General features: G+C 59.6%; 18 protein-coding genes and 1 CRISPR repeat array. Of the genes, 10 read left to right on the forward strand and 8 right to left on the reverse strand.

Annotated elements, in window-relative coordinates:
- Window positions 1–11: 11 nt before the first annotated feature.
- From GVI59_RS02840 to GVI59_RS02855, 4 genes are all read left to right on the forward strand, one after another.
- Window positions 12–698, forward strand: coding sequence for a hypothetical protein (locus GVI59_RS02840; RefSeq protein WP_173572805.1), 687 nt, complete (start codon window positions 12–14; stop codon window positions 696–698).
- Between the two features lie 406 nt (window positions 699–1,104).
- Window positions 1,105–1,770, forward strand: coding sequence for a ribulose-phosphate 3-epimerase (gene rpe, locus GVI59_RS02845; RefSeq protein ID WP_173572806.1), 666 nt, complete (start codon window positions 1,105–1,107; stop codon window positions 1,768–1,770).
- Window positions 1,771–1,820: 50 nt separating this feature from the next.
- Window positions 1,821–3,767, forward strand: coding sequence for a heparinase II/III family protein (locus tag GVI59_RS02850; protein ID WP_173572807.1), 1,947 nt, complete (start codon window positions 1,821–1,823; stop codon window positions 3,765–3,767).
- Window positions 3,768–3,793: 26 nt separating this feature from the next.
- Window positions 3,794–4,945 (forward strand): glycosyltransferase, encoded by a 1,152-nt coding sequence (locus tag GVI59_RS02855; protein ID WP_173572808.1) that lies wholly within the window; start codon window positions 3,794–3,796, stop codon window positions 4,943–4,945.
- On the opposite strand, the gene GVI59_RS02860 is transcribed toward GVI59_RS02855, so the two are convergent.
- From GVI59_RS02860 to dapD, 3 genes are read right to left on the reverse strand one after another with little or no spacing between them, the layout of a single operon-like run.
- Window positions 4,911–5,555 carry a hypothetical protein gene (locus GVI59_RS02860; protein ID WP_173572809.1) on the reverse strand — a complete coding sequence of 215 codons (645 nt, stop codon included), beginning with the start codon at window positions 5,553–5,555 and terminating at the stop codon, window positions 4,911–4,913. The two genes, GVI59_RS02855 and GVI59_RS02860, sit on opposite strands and share 35 nt — an antisense overlap.
- Window positions 5,552–6,694 (reverse strand): succinyl-diaminopimelate desuccinylase, encoded by a 1,143-nt coding sequence (gene dapE, locus GVI59_RS02865; RefSeq protein WP_173572810.1) that lies wholly within the window; start codon window positions 6,692–6,694, stop codon window positions 5,552–5,554. The genes GVI59_RS02860 and dapE overlap by 4 nt, the downstream gene beginning before the upstream one ends.
- A 9-nt stretch (window positions 6,695–6,703) precedes the next feature.
- Entirely contained in the window at window positions 6,704–7,552 is an 849-nt protein-coding gene (gene dapD, locus GVI59_RS02870; protein WP_173572811.1) for a 2,3,4,5-tetrahydropyridine-2,6-dicarboxylate N-succinyltransferase, read from the reverse strand.
- A gap of 151 nt (window positions 7,553–7,703) precedes the next feature.
- Between dapD and GVI59_RS02875 the strand changes: the two genes are divergently transcribed.
- Both GVI59_RS02875 and GVI59_RS02880 read left to right on the forward strand, forming a co-directional pair.
- The gene (locus GVI59_RS02875; RefSeq protein ID WP_173572812.1) at window positions 7,704–9,128 is read left to right on the forward strand and encodes a sensor domain-containing diguanylate cyclase; all 1,425 of its coding nucleotides are present in this window, start codon (window positions 7,704–7,706) and stop codon (window positions 9,126–9,128) included.
- Between the two features lie 125 nt (window positions 9,129–9,253).
- Complete coding sequence (locus GVI59_RS02880) at window positions 9,254–10,168, forward strand: hypothetical protein (protein ID WP_242012914.1); 915 nt, start codon at window positions 9,254–9,256, stop codon at window positions 10,166–10,168.
- 28 nt (window positions 10,169–10,196) lie between these two features.
- Here GVI59_RS02880 and ruvX read toward each other — a convergent pair whose 3' ends face one another.
- Window positions 10,197–10,694 carry a Holliday junction resolvase RuvX gene (gene ruvX, locus GVI59_RS02885; RefSeq protein WP_173573043.1) on the reverse strand — a complete coding sequence of 166 codons (498 nt, stop codon included), beginning with the start codon at window positions 10,692–10,694 and terminating at the stop codon, window positions 10,197–10,199.
- A gap of 71 nt (window positions 10,695–10,765) precedes the next feature.
- On the opposite strand from ruvX, the gene gatC reads away from it, so the two are divergent.
- From gatC to GVI59_RS02905, 4 genes are all read left to right on the forward strand, one after another.
- Window positions 10,766–11,056 carry an Asp-tRNA(Asn)/Glu-tRNA(Gln) amidotransferase subunit GatC gene (gene gatC / locus GVI59_RS02890; RefSeq protein WP_010666631.1) on the forward strand — a complete coding sequence of 97 codons (291 nt, stop codon included), beginning with the start codon at window positions 10,766–10,768 and terminating at the stop codon, window positions 11,054–11,056.
- On the forward strand, window positions 11,056–12,540 hold the full coding sequence (gene gatA, locus GVI59_RS02895) for an Asp-tRNA(Asn)/Glu-tRNA(Gln) amidotransferase subunit GatA (RefSeq protein ID WP_173572814.1): 1,485 nt from the start codon (window positions 11,056–11,058) through the stop codon (window positions 12,538–12,540). The genes gatC and gatA overlap by 1 nt, the downstream gene beginning before the upstream one ends.
- Window positions 12,537–13,994, forward strand: a complete 1,458-nt coding sequence (gatB, locus tag GVI59_RS02900; protein ID WP_173572815.1) for an Asp-tRNA(Asn)/Glu-tRNA(Gln) amidotransferase subunit GatB — start codon at window positions 12,537–12,539, stop codon at window positions 13,992–13,994. Before gatA ends, gatB begins: the two co-directional genes overlap by 4 nt.
- A gap of 276 nt (window positions 13,995–14,270) precedes the next feature.
- Window positions 14,271–15,182 (forward strand): 50S ribosomal protein L11 methyltransferase, encoded by a 912-nt coding sequence (locus GVI59_RS02905; protein ID WP_173572816.1) that lies wholly within the window; start codon window positions 14,271–14,273, stop codon window positions 15,180–15,182.
- A gap of 137 nt (window positions 15,183–15,319) precedes the next feature.
- Here the strand turns inward: GVI59_RS02905 and GVI59_RS02910 are convergent, their stop codons facing one another.
- The 4 genes from GVI59_RS02910 to cas6e all read right to left on the reverse strand — a co-directional run bounded on the left by GVI59_RS02910 (window position 15,320) and on the right by cas6e (window position 18,438).
- Complete coding sequence (locus GVI59_RS02910; RefSeq protein WP_173572817.1) at window positions 15,320–15,583, reverse strand: DksA/TraR family C4-type zinc finger protein; 264 nt, start codon at window positions 15,581–15,583, stop codon at window positions 15,320–15,322.
- Window positions 15,584–15,768: 185 nt separating this feature from the next.
- Window positions 15,769–16,468: a CRISPR direct-repeat array (repeat unit 29 nt; unit sequence CGGTTCATCCCCGCGCAGGCGGGGAACAC).
- 70 nt (window positions 16,469–16,538) lie between these two features.
- Entirely contained in the window at window positions 16,539–16,826 is a 288-nt protein-coding gene (gene cas2e / locus GVI59_RS02915) for a type I-E CRISPR-associated endoribonuclease Cas2e (protein WP_173572818.1), read from the reverse strand.
- Window positions 16,823–17,770 (reverse strand): type I-E CRISPR-associated endonuclease Cas1e, encoded by a 948-nt coding sequence (gene cas1e, locus GVI59_RS02920; RefSeq protein ID WP_173572819.1) that lies wholly within the window; start codon window positions 17,768–17,770, stop codon window positions 16,823–16,825. The genes cas2e and cas1e overlap by 4 nt, the downstream gene beginning before the upstream one ends.
- Window positions 17,767–18,438: a type I-E CRISPR-associated protein Cas6/Cse3/CasE gene (cas6e, locus tag GVI59_RS02925; protein ID WP_173572820.1), complete on the reverse strand. Its 672-nt coding sequence runs from the start codon at window positions 18,436–18,438 to the stop codon at window positions 17,767–17,769. Before cas6e ends, cas1e begins: the two co-directional genes overlap by 4 nt.

Here is an 18,438-nt window from a genome sequence, read left to right on the forward strand (position 1 = left end):
GGGCTGCAGGGATGGAACCTGCCCGGATAGAGCATATCGACACGCCGGAGGGTCGCATCCTGTGGCGTGAGATGCTGGGTGTTCTTCCGGGGTTGCAGGCCATCCTGAATTTTGTGACCGACAAACAGTCCGCCACCGCTCCCGGCAGGCTGTTCTGGTATCAGACGGAACTGTTCGAACGCTGGTTCTTTCGCATCCCGTCTCCTCATACCGGCTGCATGATTCGTTCCGGCGATTCATGGACGGGCGATCGTCAGGCGACGTTCTTCCGCTTTCCGGATGCGGCGGACGTTGTTCTTGCAAGCTACGGTAGCAGCGAGGGGTTTCCCATCGACGCCTTGCTGTTCACAACGCCGACACCTGGCTGCGTTTCGGGCGTCACTTTCGGCATGCGTGATTTTTCTCCGCTGACGGACGATATTTCAGAGGCGTTTCAGGCTTTTTCAATGCGAGCCGGGCAGAGCGCGCTGCCCCTGTCTTCCGCAACGGCCATTCTGGGGAATTCGCCTTTGGAGACCGCAAGGGCGCACATGCTCGCGAAAGAAATCGCGTCTCTGAAGAACTGGCGGCAACCAGTTACGTTCAGTATTCGGCAGGGCGCGTTAGATCCTTCTTTTCTTCCGGCTGACCTGCCCGTCGCTTTCCACGCGACCTCGTTTCCGGATAATCGCGCGGGGCATGTTTCTTTCTGCGTTTAGCGCCGTGGAACATCTGATGCTGGAAATTGTTCTGGTGACCGCCTGACGCGTTCTACAATGAGTCCGATTAAATAAAATTCATCATCCTCTTTTAAATGAGCTTTGTTTTCAGACTTTTACGTCAGCGATAGTCCGTTGATCCTTAATGCCAATCAATCTTATCGAGCTGCTTTTTTGCCATACCATTGAGCGTTACGTTCATGAACTGACAACCTGGCCGACATATTCTTGATCAGTCCATTCGATGCGCCATCTTAATGACTGATTGTGCGTTATCATCAGGTTTCCGAAAACTGTTCTATTTGTAACAAAAAAGAAGACAACCAAGACCAGCTTCACTGAATTTTATGCAAAAGCCGCCAGAACACCTGTTGCGCCCCTGCCAATGTTTGCCGATAACGAGGCCATGACCAGTATTTCTTCTCCTCTGATTGCACCGAGCATTCTGGCCGCCGACTTCGCCCGACTGGGCGAGGAGGTCGCCGCCATAGAAAAAGCCGGCGCCGACTGGGTCCATCTGGATGTGATGGACGGTCATTTCGTGCCGAATATTTCTTTCGGACCGACCATCGTAAAAGCGCTTCGTCCGCATTCGAAGCTGCCGTTCGACGTGCATCTCATGATCGAGCCTGTCGATCCTTTTCTGGAGGCCTTCGCCAGCGCCGGAGCCGACCACATTACGGTTCATGCCGAGGCCGGGCCGCATCTGCACCGTTCACTGCAGGCCATCAAGGCGCTGGGCGTAAAGGCAGGTGTTTCACTGTGTCCGGCCACACCGCCGGAAGCCCTGTCGGAAGTGCTTGATCTGGTGGACATCATTCTTGTGATGTCCGTCAATCCGGGGTTTGGGGGGCAGAAGTTCCTGCATGGCCAGACACGAAAAATCAAAACTTTGCGTGATATGATAAAGTCATGCGGCAGACCGGTCAGGCTGGCGGTCGATGGCGGCATTGATCCGGAAACGGCTCCTCTGGCTGTCGCCGCGGGTGCGGACGTTCTGATTGCAGGCAGTGCGGTTTACGGGCGTGAAGATTATGCGGCGGCCATCAGGGCGCTACGGAACAGCAACTAGAAACTGTTGTCGTGCGTTTCTGACGAGATGGGTTGAGGAGGAGCTTGAGTATGGGTCTGGGCCGATGGTGGCGTGATGCGCGACTTTCTTTTGCGCTGCTCGGCCCTCTGGGTGGTCTGAGGTCCATCCCCTCCACTCCGGCGCAGACTGTTCGTGACCTCTGGCCCGGTGACGCGGGCAACGGCGAGTTGCTCGTACGCGGGACGGCCTCTCACGGCGGCGAAACCATCTCGATCCGTAAAGGTGTCTGGTCCGACGATAACTGGTCGCCCCTGTTTCGGGACTGGTTCCAGAGCTTTGAATGGTTGCGGGATCTGAGGGAACTCGGGTCCGAGTCTGCGCGCGCTCAGGCCCGTGCTCTCGTTGCGGACTGGATTGCCCAGCCCATCGGCATGACCCCTCTGGAAGATTCCTCGACGACCGGAGCCCGTATCGCCGCGTGGCTGGCGCAATATGATTTTTTCGCGGCCTCCGCCGACGAGGACTATCGGCGGGCGCTTCTCCAGAGGATCGTTCTCGAAGCCCGGACGCTAGCCGCCATTCTGCCGACGGAACACCATGACTGGACCGCGCTTCGCGGTCTGAAAGGTCTGCTGGCGACTGCTGTCGCCATTCCGGAACAGAAAGCCTTTCTTGCCCGCTATATGCGGCTGATCGACCCTGAACTGGAAATGCAGATCCTGCCGGATGGCTGTCATGCCTCCCGAAGTCCCGGCGCGCAGCTTCTCGTGTTGCGGGAACTGGCCGAGATGCGGCTGATGCTTCAGTCGGCCCGCATTCCGATGCCAACCACGCTCGCCTCCGCGCTTGACCGCATGGCTCCGGTGCTCCGCGCCTTTCGCCATGGGGATGGTCGTCTCGCCCTGTTCAACGGCACATGGTCGCATGAGCCGACGCTGATTGATCTGATTATCGCCCGCGCCATGCCGCGAGGAAACATCCTCGCCCGCAACATGCGTGATGGCCGTTTTGTAAGGGCGACTTCCGGCAATACAGTGCTGTTCGTCGATGCCGGAGGCCCTCCGCCTCCCGGGTTCGACGCCCTCGCCCATGGTGGGCTCATGTCGATGGAACTGTCTTCCGGACGCTCACAGATTGTCGTCAATTGCGGCGCCAGCCCTCGTTCCGGCTGGCATGAAGCCCTGCGGGACGCCCCGGCTCACTCCGTCCTTTCGATCCCGGCCTGTCCTCCTGTGCTCTGGCGACGGGATGGCTCTGTGGATGTGCGTCCTGATGTGACGTGGGAACACTCTGTCTCCGGCATCGACCATATGATCGAGCTGGCGTCAGACTGCTATCGTCCGGTCGGTTGCGGATCATACCGGAGACGCATGTTTCTCTCGGGAGAAGGGACGGATCTGCGAGGAGAAGACAGGCTTGATACGGCCGGTGATCCGCCGGAGTTCGTCCTGCGCTTTCATCTTCATCCCTCCGTGCGCGTCGAACTGGAAGAGACCGACATCCTGCTGCATGCCGGAGATGAAGTCTGGAAGTTCCGGAGCGACGGTTATTCCACGATAGAAGACAGCATTTACTTCGGGTTCAAGGAGCCGACTCCCACCCAGCAGATTGTCGTCCGGCCATCAGAAGTCAGTCCTGTCGTCCCTGCTGTTCCTGCGGACAGCCAGTCGGAAAGTTCTTCCTCTCACCCTGCCGCCAAACAGGATGAGCAGACCGCAACCGGTGCGACAAACCAGCCTTCCGAGGTGCGCGTTTCAGAGTCTGCTCAGGACGAAAAAGAGCAGATCCCTCTGGCTAAAGCCATTGAGGAAGCACAGGAAGCTGATGGTGCAGCCGATCAGGAGAAAGATCGCGCACCTCTTGATGACAATGCGGCGTCAGAAGACGGCCAGGTCAACGATCAGGAAAATCTCTCAGCCGAAAGCGACAGCGGAAGAATGGACGAGGTTTCGGATCTGGAACGCCCTGTCCAGCCGCCTGTGCCTCCGGTTCTGGCAAATGCCATCCGTTGGGCCTTCACGCGGCTTGATGCCTGAAGGCCGGTGACAGGCAAGAGAATACCGTGAAGATCCTTGAGGTCACCAACGTCGATTTTTCGCTTCGCCACTTCCTGCTGCCACTGATGCGGCAGTTGCGGGCGGAAGGTCACGATGTCATCGGATGCTGTGCTGAAGGACCACTTCTTCAGGATGCGCGGGCGGAAGATTTTCGTATTGTCGCTGTGCCCATGGCCCGATCCTTTTCATTAAAGGCCCAGACGCGTGCCTTTATTGCGCTGCTCCGGGTCATCCGGCAGGAAAAACCGGATCTGGTGCATGCGCACATGCCGATCAGCGGACTGCTGGCGCGTTTCGCGGCGAAGCTCTGTGGCGTGCCCTGCATCGCCTATACCTGCCACGGTTATCTGTTCAATCAGCCCGGCTCCTTTTTCCGTCACGCGCTGGCGTTCACACTTGAATGGCTGGCCGGACGCATCACCGATATCTATCTGACGGTTTCGCAGGAAGAAGCGCAGGACGCCCGACGTCTGCATATCCACTCCAACCCCATAGCGGTTGGAAACGGGCGGGATCCGGAGATTTTCCACCCGGATCTGGTTGCGCGTGAACGGATCAGGACGTCACTGAATGTCCCATCTGACCGTGTCGTGATGGTCGCCGTCTCAAGACTGGTCAGACACAAAGGTTATCCCGAGCTTCTGGCCGCAATGGAGAGCGTTCCTGACGCGGAACTCTGGATCGTGGGAGAGCGGCTTTCAAGCGATCATGGTGAAGTGCTGGAGCCATATTTCCAGCGCGCTCATGACATGCTCGGTAGCAGACTTCGGATGCTAGGCTATCGTACGGATATTCCGGCAATCCTGGCCGCAGCGGATATCTTCACGCTGCCCAGTCATTTCGAAGGTCTTCCCATGTCGATCATCGAAGCCATGCTGAGTGGTCTGCCTGTGGTCGCCACAAATATCAGAGGCTCACGGGAACAGGTTGTGCAGGATGAAACGGGGCTGCTGGTTCCCGCGGGAGAGAGCGCCTCTCTGGCTGACGCGCTGAACAGACTTGTTCGGGATCAGTCGCTACGGATGAAAATGGGGAAAGCCGGACACATGCGCGCCCTCTCTCTTTTCAACGAAGCGACAGTGCTGACAAAAACAGCAGCACTGCTGACAACGGACGCCGGCCTCAGGTTGCGGAAGAAGAGGAAGCCTGTGCCGTGACAACAGGCTGCAGGAGATCGTTGATGAAATTGTAGTGGGGGGGCAGCAGCGAGGCCAGAGCATAGCAGATCAGGGCAAAGCAGAATGTTGATCCATAGAGGATCACAGCACGCGGCCAGCTCAGGCGAAGTCCGACTTTAGCGACGAATACCCCGAGCCAGATTCCATAGAGATCGCTACTGAAAACAATCGCGATGGCAAATCCGGTTGTCTCGGCGAGAGACGAAAACAGCAGACTCCCAATAGCCATTGCTATGGCGGACACCAGAACGGTTATCCACTCACACCAACTGGCAGCCGTTGCGTAACGTAGCCAGAGTTCTTCCCTGCCCCATTTTTTCGCGAAAAACCATGAAAACACGGGAAGCGCCAGCAGCGTGCAGAAAGACAGCTCGACGCGAATAAAGCCAAGCGCCGGGTTTTTCTGCAACGGCACCGTCAACAGACCGACAAGACACATGGCCAGACCGGGAGCGAGAGCCGCGAGGAGATGCTCAACGGAGTTGCCGAAACGCTGAATCCCTTCTGACTTTCCGCTGGCGAGCAGCGTCATGCCTTCCAGGATCGACTTTGGATTGGGCGTTGTATTACCTTTGAAAACGCCACTCACGCCACTGTCCTTTCCAAAAGCCGTTCGTAAACACGCTTCAGGGTATCGAGATCTGAAACGGCGACGTGCTCGTCAATCTGGTGCATGCTCGCCCCGACAAGGCCAAATTCCGCCACAGGGCAGTACAGGGCGATAAAGCGGGCATCCGAAGTGCCTCCGCCCGTATCGAGACGAGGCTCCCTGCCCGTCACATCCTGAACCGATGCTTTCAGGGCGTTCAGTTCCGGTCCCGGCTGCGTCAGAAATGATTCACCGCTGATGCTGGCCTCGACCTGACAGTCGGGCGCATGCCGGTGACAGACGGTTTCGATCCATTCCCGCAGCGATGCTCCTGTATGAAGATCATTGAAGCGGATATTCAGGGCGGCCTTTGCCTCTGCGGGAATCACGTTCGAGGCGGTATTGCCGACGTCCATGCTCGTCACCTGAAGACTGGACGGCTCAAACCATTCCGAACCCTGATCCAGCGGTTTTTCCGTCAGTTCGCTCAGGATACGGATCAGCCTGTGGACCGGATTATCCGCACGATGCGGGTAAGCGACATGTCCCTGCCGCCCCTTCACCGTAATACGGACATTGATGCTGCCGCGTCGTCCGATCTTGATGACTTCGCCCATGACGGTCGGGTTGGTGGGTTCGCCCACCACGCAGAAGTCCGGGATCTGGTCATGGTCCTTCATCCACTCCAGCACCTTGATGGTGCCGAAACGGGCGGGGCCTTCCTCATCACCGGTAATGAGCAGGCTGATGGAGCCTTGCGGTTCGGGTGTGTTCGCAAGAAAGGAAGAAACGGCGGCGACAAAGGCGGCAATACCGCCTTTCATGTCACAGGCGCCCCGTCCGTAAAGGACACCCTTCTCCACGGAGCCTGCAAACGGCCCGTGCTGCCAGCCCTGCTGTCCCGGCGGCACGACGTCCGTATGCCCGGCGAAACAGAGATGAGGGCCGCCTGCACCCCGTCGGGCGAAGAGATTGGGTGTGCGTTCCGCCCCTTCTCCGAAGGGAAGGTGGAAAACCTCAAACCCCATGGCGCTTAATGTTTCGCCCAGAGCGATCTGGGATTCGCCGGGATCCGGACTGACGGACGGGTGACGAATCAGGTCAGAAGCAAGGGCGGTAACATCAAGCGCACGCGTCATGGAGTGTTCTCAGTCACGCAGCAGATCGTTGATGGACGTCTTGGAGCGGGTCCGTTCGTCCACACGCTTGACGATCACGGCGCAGGCCAGAGACGGGTTGGGCTGACCATTGGCGTTGAGCGGCACTTTCGCAGGTAGCGAACCCGGGACGACCACGGAGTAGGCCGGAACGCGGCCCATGTGGACCTCGCCCGTCGCACGATCGATGATCTTGGTGGAGGCGCCAAGGAACACGCCCATCGACAGGACGGAGCCGCGCTCGACGATCACGCCTTCGGCCACTTCCGAACGGGCGCCGATGAAGCAGTTATCCTCGATGATGACGGGAGCAGCCTGCAGAGGCTCCAGCACGCCGCCGATTCCCGCGCCGCCGCTGATGTGACAGTTCTTGCCGATCTGGGCGCAGCTGCCGACGGTGGCCCATGTGTCGACCATGGTGCCGGAATCAACACGCGCACCGACATTCACGAAGCTTGGCATCAGCACGACGCCCGGCGCGATGAAGGCCGAACGACGGACAACGGAGCCCGGAACGGCGCGGAAGCCTGCTTCCGCAAAGCGTGCGGCGTCCCAGCCTGCGAACTTCAGCGGCACCTTGTCGAAAGCCGGAGCGCCAGCAGCGCCACCTTCGATGATCGCATTATCGAACAGACGGAAAGACAGCAGAACGGCCTTTTTCAGCCATTCGTGAACCGTCCAGCCTGACTCGCCCGGCTCGGCGACGCGGAGACGACCGGAGTCCAGTCCTTCAAGGACCGTCTCGATCGCAGACCGGTCATCCCCGGTCGTGGCTGGCGACACAGTGGTGCGCGCTTCCCAAAGCGCTTCGATCCGGGATCTGAGTTTCTCTTCGCTCATCGTCTTCCACAGTCAAAATAGCTGAAAGGCGACCCTGCCAATGGGCCAGCACAGGTTACCTGAAGGGCGGACCATGCTGTTCGGGGCATCTTCTGTCAACGCAACCGGCTCTTAACGAGACAGAAACTATTCCCGGATGAAATGCGAAAGCATGAACACCACGCCTTCCTCTCCTGCGTCAGAATCGTCGCCACCCGGTCAGGATGGCAAACTGATGGACGCGCTTCTCGCCAGTCGTCGTCGCTGGAAAAGCCTGACGCAGCTGGTTGCCGATTTTATTTTCGAAACGGACAATGAAGGCCGTTTCACCTTTTTCGAGGCTGGTCCGGCGCTCGGATGGAACGATCAGGAACTGATCGGGGAAGAGGGCACCAGACTCCTTCCCTGCGTGAATTCGGCTCCGGCTCCCAACCCTTTCAAGACACGGAATGTTATCCGCAGCCGCCGCTGCTGGATCAAAAGATCTGACAGTACTTTTGGCTGCATGCTGGTTTATGCAACCCCCCTGCTCTCCCCGGATGGACAGCATGCAGGCGTGCGGGGCCTTGGCATCGATGTGTCAGACGAAGTCGGATCGAACGCCAATCTTGCGGTTGCCCGCCTTCACAGCGAGATCGTGCGGCGCATTACGGCGACGATGCGCTCACGCGCCCTGTCACGTCTGGGCATTCCACCCGCCTTCGATGAACTGGCGGCCATGCTCGGCGCTGTCGGTGGTGTGCTGATTTCCGAATCTCCGGAAGGAAAATCAGACAGCGACGAAACCGATTCCGATGACGAAATCGTTCACCGGCTTCAGACCTCGACACCGTCTTTCGACGCCATGATCGAGGACATGTTGCGGCAGCCGGTGGCGGGCAATCTCTCTTTCGAGCCGGAAATCAGGCAGATCGAGGGACATGACGTCATCCTTTGCCGCAGCCGCGTGCGCTACAATGCGCCGGCCGCCATGGCGTTGTGGAGAAACAATGTCGGCGTCTGGTCGCAGGATGACGCCAATCTGGCGGATGCTGCTCTCGCTACATTCGCCTCTGCACTTGAAATGAGCGCCCTCAACCGTGCGCTGGCCCGCAATGCACGGTTTGACCCGCTTACAGGCATGCTGAACCGGAACGGTCTCCTGACCGAAATTTCCCGGCGGCTGCCTCGGCTGGATCGGGAACGTCTGTCCGGCACCCTGCTGGTCATCGGGCTGGATCGTTTTTCAGACATCAACGCCCGCTTCGGTTTCGAAGCCGGGGACAGCGCCCTTCAGCAGGTCGCCAGCTATCTGCGGGACGCCATTCGTCCAACAGATCTCGCCGGCCGACTTGGCGGAGACATTTTCGGGCTCTGGCTCGATGGCGCTGATCATTTTGTCGCAGCTGAACGGGCGGAAGCGTTCTGTCAGCACGGCGCAGCCATTTTTGTTGCGGAACCCATCACCCTCACTTTCTCGGTCGGTCTTGCCGCCCGGAATTGGGAGACGGGTGAGAGCGTTGAGTCGCTTATCGACCGCGCAAGTTTTGCCATGCGCAGCGTGAAACTCGCAGGGGGCGCTCGCTGGCACACCTCATTGGAAGAATCTTCACCATGAACATGAACCCTTCATTAGATCCAAAATTTTTTCAGATCCTGCCCACGCGTTCGCTGTCTTCTGTTCCGCCAACGTCGGCAGGTCCCGCATTACGGGACAAACCACGCAGTGCCGCCACCGTCACAATGACGACGACACCTGAATTGTGGGAATGCCTGAAAAGTCGCATTACGGCTCTTCGCCCCGACTTCAATGCTCAACGCATTGAAACGCTGACAGCCTCCGTTCAGGGCTCCCTGACCGTTCTGATGGCCGAAAGCTGGCAGCGCGCACGCCGTGTCATCGCTCAGGCGACGGGTGATGCGCAGGCCATTTCGATCATCGGCCCGCTATCAGAATCCCCTTCCATTGCCGAACGTCTCATGAGCGAGATTGATGACGCGACCCTGGAGCAGGAAATCAGCCGCCGTCAGCGCAATGGAAAGATGGTTCCGTCGGTCAAGACGGTGCGGTCCCACGCCATTCTTGAGCATCTGGCGGAACGGCCACTGACCGAACTGGAACCCGCTCTTGATGAAATGGAGCGGTCACCTGAAAGACCAACCACTCTCGAATATGCGTGCATCACCACGGTGAAAAACCTTGTGAGAGAGCGCTGCGCCAATCTTGTGGCGCCGGTCAAACACAAGATTGAAAGAGAGCTCTCTTTCGAACTTGCCGCGACATCGGAAGTCATCAAGCCGACGAGAAACGCTGCGGTTTCTACGGTCATGAATGACGATATCGTCGATCTGGCCACGCAGGCCCTGCATGACGACAATGTCGACGCCATTATCGAGATTCTTGCCCGCACGCCGAACATTGCGCCTGATGTCACCAGAGAAACACTGAACGGACGCAATGCCCGGGGACTTGTCGCCCTGGCATGGAAAGCTGGTCTGCCTGCATCTCTGGCTGCGGCAATACAGATCCACCTTGCCCTGATCCCGCCGACGCGCGCCATTCTGCCGTCTGCTGACGGTTCTTACGCGCTGACGCCGAAGGAACTGAACTGGCAACTGGATTTTCTCAGAGAGAAATGCACTGCTGTCGCAGCCTGACTTCCCATTAAGTTGGGATCAGGCTGCTTCAGTCTTCAGACGAAGAGAAATGTCTGCTGCGCTCCATGGACAGATAATCCAGAGCCCCCTGCAGCATGTAAGCCGCTGCCATCTTATCGACGATTTCTCCCCGCCTCTTCCGGGACAGATCGGCTTCTCCGATGATGGTGCGGTTCACAACGCTTGAAGAAAATCGCTCGTCCCACAGCACGGCAGGAATTTTTATCTGGTCGGAAAGAGCCTGCGCCCAGTCGCGGGCGGCCTGCGCGGCCGGGCCGAATCCACCATCCATGGAAAGCGGCAGTCCGACCACAAGCGCTCCGACATCCTGTTCCCTGACAATCCCCGCGATTTTCTGAGCCATGAGCGAAAGTTTTTCGCGTTTCAGAGCCCCATATGGAGAGGCGACCATCAGCATGACATCTGACAGAGCAAGCCCGGCGGTCTTTGCGCCGGGGTCAATTCCCAGCAGCCGCTGACCGGTGGAAAGTTTTTCACTGAGTTCGGTTATGTTGAACAGAGGCATCGCCTGAGGGTATGGTGTCGCGCCGGCGGCGACGCCAGCATTATTTTTCATGATTTGAGAGTTTCTGCTTCATGTCGCTCGATCTCGCGACCACGAGACGCATTGCCAAGCTCGCTCGCATCGGGCTTGACGACCAGGAAATCGAAGCTGTCCGCGCACAGCTCGGAGGAATTCTCGGCTGGATCGAGATTCTCGACGAAGTTGATGTCGAGGGCGTACCGCCCATGATCGGCACCAGCACCAACGCGGCGCTTCTTCCCCGAGAGGATGCCGTGACTGACGGCGACTGTCAGGACAAGGTGTTGTCGAACGCCCCGGACCGTGAAGGTCCCTTCTTCACCGTGCCGAAGGTGGTCGAATAATGCTGACTGATCTCACGATCGCACAGGCCGCTGAAGGTCTGCGCAAAAAAGAATTTTCCGCCGTCGAACTGACAAAGGCGCACACCGACGCCATCGACGCGCTGAACGGTCGGGTGAACGCTTACATCACCGTCACCTCCGACAAGGCGCTGGAAGCAGCTAAAAAAGCTGACAGCACGCTTGCCGCTGGCGAGGCTCCTGCGCTGACCGGCATTCCGCTCGGCATCAAGGATCTGTTCTGCACCAATGGTGTGCGAACCACTGCCGCCAGCAAGATCATCGGCAATTTCGTGCCGCCTTACGAGAGCACCGTCACGGCGAAGCTGCTCGAAAACGGCGCGATCTTTCTGGGCAAGACCAACCTTGACGAATTCGCCATGGGCTCCGGCAATCTGACGTCGGCTTTCGGCGGCGTAGAGAACCCGTGGCATCGCAAGGATGACGCGTCGGTTCTGGTTCCGGGCGGTTCGTCCGGTGGTTCAGCAGCCGCCGTCGCCGCGCGAATGGCTATGGGTGCGACCGGCACAGATACCGGTGGTTCCATCCGCCAGCCCGCAGCCTATTGCGGCATTGTCGGGCTGAAACCGACCTATGGCCGTTGCAGCCGCTGGGGCACCATCGCCTTCGCAAGCTCGCTCGATCAGGCCGGTCCAATGACCCGCTCCGTTGAGGACGCATCGATCATGCTGTCCGCAATGGCGGGCGCTGACCCGAAGGACAGCACCTGCGCCAATGTTGCCGTGCCGGACTATCGTGCGGCCTGCGGTCGTAGCCTGAAGGGTCTTCGCGTCGGTATTCCGGCTGAGTATCGCGCTCCGGGCATGTCGGAAGAAATCCTCGCCGTCTGGCAGAAGGGCATCGACATGCTCCGCGAAGCTGGCTGCGAGATTGTGGATGTCTCCCTGCCCCACACGAAATATGGCCTTGCGACTTATTACATCATCGCACCGGCCGAATGTTCGTCCAACCTCGCCCGTTATGACGGCGTGCGGTTTGGTGAGCGGGCCGAAGGGGCAACCAGCCTTGACGATCTTTACGAAAAGACCCGTCACAATGGCTTTGGCGAGGAAGTCCGTCGTCGTATCCTGATGGGCACCTATGTGCTGTCCGCCGGTTACTACGATGCCTATTACCTCAAGGCCCAGAAGGTCCGCACGCTGATCCAGCGGGACTTCACGCAGGCTTTCCAGAAGGTGGACGTGCTGCTGACCCCGACAGCGCCGACTGCGGCTTTCGCCCGCGACGAGAAGCCGGAGGATCCGGTGCAGATGTATCTCAACGACATCTTCACCGTGCCTGCCAGCATGGCCGGACAGCCAGCCATGTCGGTGCCGGTCGAGCTTGACGACAAGGGTCTTCCGCTCGGCCTCCAGCTGATCGGCAAGCACTTTGACGAGGAAACGATCATCGCGGTCGGGTCCGCTCTGGAGAAAGCCGCCGGTTTCACGGCCCTTCCGGACCTGCGCGCAGGAGTAAGCGCATGAGCTACACGATTGAAGGCAACACCGGCGCGTGGGAAATCGTCGTCGGTCTTGAGGTGCATGCGCAGGTCATCAGCAAGTCCAAGCTGTTTTCCGGTGCGTCCACGCTTTTCGGCGGTGAGCCGAACTCTCATGTCAGTCTGATTGACGCAGGCTTCCCCGGTATGCTGCCGGTCATCAATCAGGCTTGCGTTGAACAGGCGGTCCGCACGGGTCTTGGCCTGAAGGCGCGGATCAACCTGCAAAGCCGCTTCGACCGCAAGAACTACTTCTATGCCGATCTGCCGACGGGCTATCAGATCAGCCAGTTCGAGCACCCGATCATCGGCACCGGTGTCGTGCAGATCGAGCTTTCCGACGGCAGCACACGCGATATCGGCATCACACGCCTGCATCTTGAACAGGATGCGGGCAAGCTGATGCACGATCAGGACCCGAAGCGCTCCTTCGTGGATCTCAACCGTGCGGGCGTCGCGCTGATGGAAATCGTCAGCGAGCCGGATATCCGTTCTCCGGAAGAGGCTGGCGCCTATCTTCGCAAGCTGCGTCAGATCCTGCGTTATCTCGGGACCTGCGACGGCAACATGGAAGAAGGCTCAATGCGTGCCGACGTGAACGTTTCTGTTCGCAAGAGCGCCAGTGAGCCGTTCCGCACCCGCTGCGAGATCAAGAACGTCAATTCGATCCGCTTCGTCATGCAGGCGATCGAGATCGAGGCGGCCCGTCAGATCGAGATCTGGGAAAACGGTGGCGAAGTCGATCAGGAGACGCGCCTGTTCGATCCGCACAAGGGTGAGACGCGCTCGCTGCGTTCCAAGGAAGATGCGCACGATTACCGCTACTTCCCTGATCCGGACCTTCTGCCGCTGGTGATCGAGCAGAGCTGGGTGGACCAGATCAAGCAGACGCTGCCGGAACTGCCGGACGAAAAGCGCGCCCGTTTCCAGCAGGATTACGGGATCACCGCTTACGATGCGGGTGTGCTGGTTGCGGAGCAGGCAACGGCGGACTTCTATGAAAGTGTCGCCAAGGGGCGTGACGGCAAATCGGCTGCCGCATGGGTGACGGGCGACTTCTTCGCGGCGCTGAACCGCACGGGCAAGTCGATCGAGGAAAGCCCGGTCAGCGCGGCCAATCTTGGCGCGATGCTCGACCTGATTGCCGACGGCACGATCAACGGCAAGATCGCCAAGGAAGTGCTCGAAGACATGTTCGAGACCGGCGAGGCTCCGCTTGCCATTGTGGATCGCAAGGGTCTGCGCCAGGTCACGGATACGGGGGCCATCGAAGCGACGGCTGACGAGATCATCAGCAAGAACGCCGACAAGGTGGAGCAGTATAAGGGCGGCAAGGACAAGCTGTTCGGCTTCTTCGTCGGTCAGGTCATGAAGGCGACGGGTGGCAAGGCCAACCCGGCGATCGTCAACGACATCCTGCGCAAGAAACTCGACGGCTAAAGACCTTTGTCCGACCAGATGTCATTGTCTGGTCGGACAGGAATTACGCCACCCGACAGACAGCAGGTTTTTCCGTGAAACGCTGTGAACGGATAAGCCTGCTGTCTTGTCGCGCACGGGAAACCCTATCGCTCCCGCCTGACAGATGCTTCAGTCAGAGCGCAGAAGAACCGGCCTGTTTCTCTGCATTGCTCTGGCGCTTTTCCCTGCGATACTGATAAACACCAGCCTTTCCGAACGGGAGACTGCTCCCGCGTGTGCCACCCGGAGCCCCGAATGACCGCCATCCGCCGCAGACATGCGACAGAACTTGAAACGATTTCCGTAACTGTTCCGGAAATTGCCGTTGAAGCTTACGAGAACGCCATCAGCACGGTCTGCGCGACGGTCGGCATTTTCGAGTTTGACGAGGAAGAAAAGCTCTGGCGCGTCGAAGGTGTGAAAGACACCGGTCATGCGGAAGACGAACTCGCAGCCGCTCTGGCTCTGGCCGCACTGACCACAGGCATCAACGCCGATCTGGAGCGCACCAACACCGAGACGGAAGGCTGGCTCGCCCGCACCTATGAATCGTTTCCGGCACAGGAAGTTGGCAAACGCTTTATCGTTCGGGGCTCCCATCTGGATGAGGCTCCCGACAGTAACCGCATCACCATCACGCTGGATGCGGGCATGGCGTTCGGGTCCGGGGAACATGGCTCGACGCGAGGATGTCTGCGGGCGCTTGAACTGGTGGCGCATCGCAGGCCCCGGAATATTCTCGATCTGGGCTGTGGCTCCGGTATTCTCGCCATGGGAGCGGCTGCGTTGCTGCACCGCCCGGTTCTAGCGACCGACATTGATCCATGGTCTGTCCGGATCACGCAGGAGAACGCAGCCCGTAACGGCCTGTCACGTCTGATCGAAGCGCGGCTCGGCAATGGCTGGTCCACGCCGGAAATCCGCCGTCGTGCGCCTTATGATCTGGTTTTCGCCAACATCCTTGCCCGTCCGCTCTGCATGATGGCCAAGGATCTGAGCCGCCATCTTGCTCCGGGCGGCACTGTCATTCTGGCTGGGCTGCTGAATACTCAGGTGCGCATGGTGCTGGCCGCGCACCAGCGTTGCGGACTGGTGCTGGAACGTCATCTTCGTGAAGGCGACTGGGGAACGCTGATCCTGCGGAAGCCGTTTGGCGTGGCCCGTTAACCGGATCATACCGTCTGAAAACGCTGGGGCGGATGTGTCGCCTCAGCGGAGACTGCTCAATGATGAGCACTGTTCCGACCGGGTTGTTTGCCAGCTCCGGATGGTTTCCGCCCGGCCTGACTGGCGACTGTGTTCGGCTACCGCAACTGGCTGTCCTTGCTGCCACGACGATTGATACTGCTGAACACGCGCTGGCTGTCCCGCTCTGACTGGCATTCGATGCAGAATTTCACGCCCGCCAGGGCCTTGCGTCTGGCCTCGGGTATCGGCTCTCCACACTCACAGCAGTAAATGGCGCTCTCTCCCGCGGGGATGCCGGAACGGGCCTGCTTCACTGCGTCGGCAATGGTATCGTCGATCTGCTCCTGCACTGCTCCTTCCGGAGCCCAGCCTGTCGCCATGATGAGAATCCCTGCAAGATGCGCCGTTCAGCGGCCCGGAACTGACTGCTTATAGCGTGTATTCGCAGTCCGGTTTTATCTGAAAACGACTTTCTTTTGCCGGAAGAAGCACTGGGCGTGGCAATCGATTTATCAGCGCTGAGCCAGAAAGATATGCCGGCAACATTGCCGTTGTTGCTCATGGTTGGTTCATCCCCACGCAGGCGGGGAACACCCGTATGGCTCGGACGAGAATGGTCTGCTTAACGGCTCATCCCCGCGCAGGCGGGGAACACTTGCCCGTTCAGGCACCCGCGAAATTCGGATGCGGTTCATCCCCGCGCAGGCGGGGAACACCACATCCTGCGAGAGAAAGAGAAGATCATGAACGGTTCATCCCCGCGCAGGCGGGGAACACGCGGCTTTGATGTATCGTGCGAGATTATCGCCCGGTTCATCCCCGCGCAGGCGGGGAACACAATTCGGCATGGTGGGTTGATGGATCTGATTACGGTTCATCCCCGCGCAGGCGGGGAACACTGATAGGACAGGCCGGAGCGCCACGTCGTGTCCGGTTCATCCCCGCGCAGGCGGGGAACACCATTGTGGGTCTGTTTCTGATTAATATTATTTCGGTTCATCCCCGCGCAGGCGGGGAACACCATTGTGGGTCTGTTTCTGATTAATATTATTTCGGTTCATCCCCGCGCAGGCGGGGAACACATTTTCCGACACGACCGCGCTCTCCAGTATGACGGTTCATCCCCGCGCAGGCGGGGAACACTCAGATCGACGCTCATATCATGATCTCCAATTCGGTTCATCCCCGCGCAGGCGGGGAACACGGGATGTGACCGGACCCGGAGCCGTCAGCGTACGGTTCATCCCCGCGCAGGCGGGGAACACTCTTCGTGGAAACTCCTGATTCAAAACGGTTTTTACGTTATCAAAGATCCTACCAACCAAAAGCAGGCTTTCAGGCGGGCTTTTCCGGGTGGAAACTTACAAGCTTCAACCCGTCAAAATCAACGGGCATACGGCGGTTGCGACCGAACGTAAGAAAGTCATAACCCTGATCCGTTGGCGCCTTCCACACCATGACGGCATCGCCAGCTTCCAGACCTTCCGTCACCTGCCGCCAGATCATTTCGCGCGTGCGGACCGAATAATCGCCGACATAGACACCGGCCCGCACTTCGACCAGCCATGCGGCGAGTCTGCCGCGCAGACGCGGCGGCGCGTTCGTGACAACGACGACCATCATCCCCGGTGCCCCGCGTCACCGGACTGCGCCTCGTCAAAGGCGGGAGGGACAGCCTCGGGCGGCGGCTCGGGACGCGGAATGTCTCCGGCCGAGAGCACTTCTTCAATGGCGGGAATAATGCGTCCGAGAAGCCCTGTCCGACGGAACATATCGCGGCAGGCCAGACGGACCGCCCGGTCAGGCCCCATATCCATCCGGCCTTTCGCGGCCTGTCCGGCGATACGGAAAGCCTCCGGCACAACGGTTTCGAGCTTGAACAGATCCGCGATGTCATACACGAACGACAGAGGCTTGCCCGTATGAAGGAACCCGATGGCGGGGGCATATCCCGCCGCCAGAACGGCGGCCTCGGACAGCCCGTGTAGGCAGGCGGTGGCGGCGGAAAGGCAGCGATTGGGGATGTCTCCTGCGTCCCAGTCCTTCGGATCGTAGAGACGGCGTTTCCACGGCACGCCATACTGCTTCGCCAGAAGGGCGTAGCTTTCCCGCACACGCACGCCCTCTATCCCACGCAACTGTTCGATGGACCGGCGGGCCGGAGGTTCCTCGCCAAACCGCATGGCGTACATCTTGCGCACGACACGCAGACGGGCTGCGTCATCGAGCGCGATCCGCGCCTGCCACAGCAGCTTGTCCGAGCGCGCGCCTCCCGGCTGCCCCGCCGAATAGAGCCGCACACCGGCCTCGCCCACCCATATGATGAGGGTGCCTGTGCGGGCCGCGAACGAAACCGCCGCGTGGGAAATACGGGCGCCCGGCTCCAGCATGATCCCGGCGATGCCGCCGATCGGGATCTGCGTGCGCGTCCCGTCGGCGTTGACGGCCACAAACGCGCCGTCCAGCACGTCCAGACGCGCCCGCTCGACAAAAATCAGCGAGGCGCGGTCCTTCAGCGGGATGAGTTTCGGTGGGGCAAGGCCCGGAATCCCACCCGCCTTGCTCACCGTGTCCGCCGGATCAGCATCAGGCCACACCCGAACGATTTGGCCCGCCCGAATCCCTGCGCCATCTGCGTGATGAAAAGCGCGGGATCGGTGATTTCGACGCGGCCAGAAAGATCGAGAATGCCGAGTTTCATTGCGTTCCCGCGTGACGCGCCCGGACGCGGCAGGGACAGGGTCGCATAATCCTCGGCAACCGCCGTCATGACCCTGAAGCCGCTTTTCTCACCCTGCCGTTCCAGCCACGCCTTCCCTTCTGAGGAAGCGATCTCCATGCGTCGCCCTGCCCGTTCACGCTGTTCCAGAGCATCGATCGCCGCCTTGACGACATCTTCCCGCTTGCCTCCCCGCCTCATCCGGGTGGCGTTGGCGCGGAGCAGGAAATCGAGATGTTCGCCGGGAGAGAGGTCCGGCGCGTATGGCTTGACCTGATGCGGCTGAAAGAGATCTGTCTGAAGCGGAGGACGAGCCGAGAGCGTGAGGAAGCTGCCGTCGCGTTCCTCACGCCAGAGGAAATCGCGCTCCCTCTCCGCGCTGTCGGCGAAAACCGACCAGAGCAGATGGTGCTGCGCTGATACGCGTTCTCCGGATTCCGTCGGTCTCAGCAACGCGGCCAACGCCCGCGCCGAAGGATTGCGGGCCAGCCGGATATGACTAAAATAGAGTGTCAT

This window comes from Acetobacter sicerae (assembly GCF_011516765.1).
In the GTDB taxonomy this organism is placed as follows: domain Bacteria; phylum Pseudomonadota; class Alphaproteobacteria; order Acetobacterales; family Acetobacteraceae; genus Acetobacter; species Acetobacter sicerae.